This is a genomic window from Cobetia sp. (assembly GCF_983723665.1).
The window spans coordinates 1-3,842 of record NZ_CFDJES010000058.1 but is presented as its reverse complement, the minus strand read 5'-3'; the positions used below and the strand labels follow the sequence as shown (position 1 = coordinate 3,842).

Annotated in this window: 4 protein-coding genes; 2 read left to right on the top strand and 2 right to left on the bottom strand. The window is 63.7% G+C overall.

Features of this window, described 5'->3' with window-relative positions:
• Window positions 1-31: 31 nt before the first annotated feature.
• Window positions 32-364 carry a Grx4 family monothiol glutaredoxin gene (gene grxD, locus AC4FAH_RS07780; RefSeq protein WP_043331357.1) on the bottom strand — a complete coding sequence of 111 codons (333 nt, stop codon included), beginning with the start codon at window positions 362-364 and terminating at the stop codon, window positions 32-34.
• A 316-nt stretch (window positions 365-680) separates the two neighbouring features.
• On the opposite strand from grxD, the gene argF reads away from it, so the two are divergent.
• Window positions 681-1,598 (top strand): ornithine carbamoyltransferase, encoded by a 918-nt coding sequence (gene argF / locus AC4FAH_RS07775; protein WP_153636322.1) that lies wholly within the window; start codon window positions 681-683, stop codon window positions 1,596-1,598.
• Window positions 1,599-1,744: 146 nt separating this feature from the next.
• A complete protein-coding gene (locus AC4FAH_RS07770; protein WP_054555527.1) occupies window positions 1,745-2,824 on the top strand; it encodes an ABC transporter ATP-binding protein in 1,080 nt (359 codons plus the stop codon).
• A gap of 86 nt (window positions 2,825-2,910) precedes the next feature.
• Here the strand turns inward: AC4FAH_RS07770 and AC4FAH_RS07765 are convergent, their stop codons facing one another.
• The gene (locus AC4FAH_RS07765; protein WP_213114204.1) at window positions 2,911-3,783 is read right to left on the bottom strand and encodes an AraC family transcriptional regulator; all 873 of its coding nucleotides are present in this window, start codon (window positions 3,781-3,783) and stop codon (window positions 2,911-2,913) included.
• Window positions 3,784-3,842 lie beyond the last annotated feature (59 nt).

The window sequence follows — 3,842 nt, the reverse complement described above, 5'->3', positions numbered from 1 at the left end:
GATCAGAGCGACTCCTATCAGAAGATGCCGATCACTCGGCAGACGCTTCCTGAGCGGCCTGCTTGATCAGCGGCTCCAGTTCGCCGCTCTGGTACATCTCGACCACGATGTCGCAACCGCCGACCAGCTCGCCGTTGACCCACAGCTGCGGGAAGGTCGGCCAGTTGGCGTATTTCGGCAGCTCGGCGCGGATGTCCGGGTTGTCGAGAATGTTGACGAAGGCGAAACGCTCGCCGCAGGACATGACGGCCTGCACGGTCTGCGCAGAGAAACCACACTGCGGCAGCTGCGGGGTGCCCTTCATGTACAGGAGGATCGGGTTCTCGCCAATCTGCTTTTCGATCGATTCGATGGTAGTGCTCATGTGCAATCCTCGGACGGTGGGCGCAAGGCCCGTGAGTGTCATTCCCTCATTCTACTGGGGGTAAGCCATGAATTCAGCCCCCGATAGTGCCCGAGTTGTGGATTGCTGTCTGCAGCAGCGCGCATCGGCCCTGCAGCGCGCACCATGGCCGCCCTGATAACGGCGTGAGCGTTGCACGCTCGAGCCGAGCTGGCTAGGATGGCTCTTTTGACAGGCAGCGCCATCCGGGCGCCGTGATCGTCGGCGACTTCCTTCCCTCCGACGCATGGCGCCCTTTTCGATGGTGCTGCCCGAGACCCTGACAGGAGCCCGCTCGATGGCCACCCGGCACTTTCTGACCCTGCTTGACCTTTCTCCGGAAGAACTCGACTACCTCATCAAGCGCGCCATCACCATCAAGGATGGGCTGAAGAAGGAAGGTCCGGTCTATACGCCGTTCGCCAACCGCACCCTGGCGATGATCTTCGAGAAGTCCTCCACGCGTACCCGCGTGTCCTTCGAGACGGCCATGGCGCAATTCGGTGGCCATGCGCTGTTCCTGTCGCCGCGCGACACCCAGCTGGGCCGTGGCGAGCCGATCGGCGACACCGCCCGCGTGCTCTCCGAGATGGTCGATGGCGTGATGATCCGCACCTTCGCCCACTCCGATATCGAAGCCTTCGCCGACGCCTCCAGCGTGCCGGTCATCAATGCGCTGACCGATGACTATCATCCGTGCCAGCTGCTGGCCGACGTGATGACCTGGACCGAATGTCGTGGCTCCGTGAAGGGCAAGACAGCGGTCTGGATCGGCGATGGCAACAACATGTGCCATTCCTGGATCAACGCCGCGCGTCAGTTCGATTTCAACCTGCGCATCTGCTGCCCCGAAGGCTACGAGCCGGACAGCGAGATCGTCGCGGCAGCTGGCCAGCGCGTCAGCATCCATCGTGACCCGCAGCAAGCCGTGCAGGGCGCGGACCTGGTGACCACCGATGTCTGGGCCTCCATGGGCCAGGAAGAAGAGCAGCTCAAGCGTGAAGCCGACTTCGCCGGTTTCCAGGTCGATGAAGCCATGCTCGACAAGGCCGCCGACGATGTCATCTTCCTGCACTGCCTGCCGGCACACCGCGGCGAAGAGATCAGCATGGGTCTGCTGGATGACCCGCGCGCCGTCGTCTGGCAGGAAGCGGGCAATCGCCTGCACGCCCAGAAGGCACTGCTCGAGTTCCTGATGCTGGGTCGCCAGGACTGAGCCTCAAGGCTGAGCCGCCGCCCAGCAAGCCGAAGGGGTGCCCTGCCGCCGCCTGCATCCACGCAGGCGGCGCTCGCGTATGCTCAAGCGAGACGGACACTCCCCTGCTCCGCTGCCTTCATCGCCATCCGGACTGACCTGCCATCATGCAACCGCTCCTTCAGATCGATTCGCTGGAATGTCGCTACGACACTACCGTCGTGACCCGTGACATCAATTTCTCCCTCAACAAGGGTGACATTGCCTGCCTGCTCGGCCCCTCCGGCTGCGGCAAGACCACGCTGCTGCGCGCGATTGCCGGCTTCGAACCGGTAGCGATGGGCGAGATTCGTCTCGAAGGCGAGGTGCTGTCCAGCGCGACTCATCTGACTGCGCCGGAGCAGCGCCATGTCGGCATGGTCTTTCAGGATTACGCGCTGTTCCCCCACCTGAGCGTGGCGGACAACGTGGCCTTCGGCGTGCGCCGCATGACCCGTGAAGCGCGCAATGACAAGGTGACGGAGCTGCTGACGCTGGTCGGCCTCGCCCATCTCGGCGAGCGCTTCCCGCATGAGCTGTCCGGTGGCCAGCAGCAGCGCGTGGCCCTGGCCCGCGCGCTGGCGCCGGAGCCGCGCATTCTGCTGCTCGATGAGCCGTTCTCGAATCTGGACGTGGAGCTGCGTCGTCAGCTGAGTCAGGAGGTGCGGCGGATTCTCAAGCACCTTGGCATCAGCGCGGTGCTGGTCACGCATGATCAGAATGAGGCCTTCGCGATGGCCGACCAGATCGGCGTGATCCACGGCGGTCATCTGCAGCAGTGGGACACGCCGTTCAATCTGTATCACGAACCCGCCACGCGCTTCGTCGCCAACTTCATCGGCCAGGGCTATTTCATCCCCGGCACGCTGAAGGACAACGAATGCGTGAGCACGGAGCTGGGCGTGATTCGCGGCAACCGTGCCTATCCGTATGCGCCCGGCACGCCGGTGGATGTGCTGCTGCGCCCGGATGACCTGGTGCTGGCCGAAGGGGATTCGGAAGCCACCGATCTCAAGGCACGCGTGCTCAGCGCGACCTTCGCCGGTACCAGTACCCTCTATAGGCTGGCGCTGCCTTCCGGACGGGAAGTCGAGGCGGCCTTCAACAGCCATCACGACTATCAGCCCGGCGAGCAGGTCATGCTGCGTATCCAGGCCGATCACCTGATCCTCTTCGAGCGTGTCGAGGAGAGTGAAGCGGTGCTCTAGCGCCTGCGCGCAGGATGATCGCCAGCCATGAAAAAACGGCCTCCTTTCGGATGGCCGTTTTTTCTTGCCCCGCTGGTGGCGTGTCGCTATTTGAACTGACTCCATTGCTTGGGCGACTGCCCGTACAGACGCTTGAATTCGCGACTGAATTGCGAGGAGCTCACATAGCCCACGGCCATGGCCGCCTCGCTGACGGTCTTGCCATTGGCGATCTGCATGGCGGCGGTATTGAGGCGCATGGACTTCACGAACTGGATCGGCGACATCGTGGTCGCCTGCTTGAACTTGCGGTGGAAGACGGCGCGACTCATGCCGACCCGCCCGGCCATGTCTTCAATGCTGACCGGCTCATCCAGTCGGCTGGAGAGGTAATCGATTGTCCGCGCGATCTCATTGCCCACACCGAAGGCGCGTCGCGCCGACTCACCGGCCTCGCCCTTCAGGACGGCGTAGTAAAGCTCCCGCAGCCGCCCTTCTCCCAATATCGCCGCATCGGCGGGGCTCTGTGCCACCTGCAGCAGTCGCAACAAGGCATCGCTGAAGGCGGCGTCCCAATGCGCCAGGGCAAGCCCCGGCGGCAACGGGCCGCTGCCCGGCTTGCGCACGAGGCCCGCGGCGCTTTCCATCTCGATGGCAAGCTCCGTCATTACCCGCGTGTCCAGCGAGAGGTAGACGCCCAGCAGCGGTGTCTCTGGCGAGGCCGTGGGGGCGCCCGCCTCGACCGGCATCGAGATGGGACAGCACAGATACTGACGGCTGTCATAGACATGCCGCTCGCCGTCCAGTATCGCCTCCTTGGCACCGCTGACGATCACCACCACGGCGGGTTCATAGATGGCCGGCGCGCAACGCACGGGCTCCGTCATGCGAAAGAGCTGCACGCCCTTCACTGCGGTCTCTCGAATGCCTTCCTCGTGGGCGAGGCTCGCCACGAGTCGTGTGATCTCTTGTCTGCTCATGTCGCCAATCTAGCGCCATGCCTGCCTCTCATCAACAACTTGAGACGATCAGGCAACGA

What these genes read in the sequence shown, in the direction of transcription:
- argF (WP_153636322.1), top strand. Translation starts at nt 681, where the DNA reads ATGGCCACCCGGCACTTTCTGACCCTGCTTGACCTTTCTCCGGAAGAA.
- AC4FAH_RS07770 (WP_054555527.1), top strand. Translation starts at nt 1,745, where the DNA reads ATGCAACCGCTCCTTCAGATCGATTCGCTGGAATGTCGCTACGACACT.
- grxD (WP_043331357.1), bottom strand. Translation starts at nt 364, where the DNA reads ATGAGCACTACCATCGAATCGATCGAAAAGCAGATTGGCGAGAACCCG.
- AC4FAH_RS07765 (WP_213114204.1), bottom strand. Translation starts at nt 3,783, where the DNA reads ATGAGCAGACAAGAGATCACACGACTCGTGGCGAGCCTCGCCCACGAG.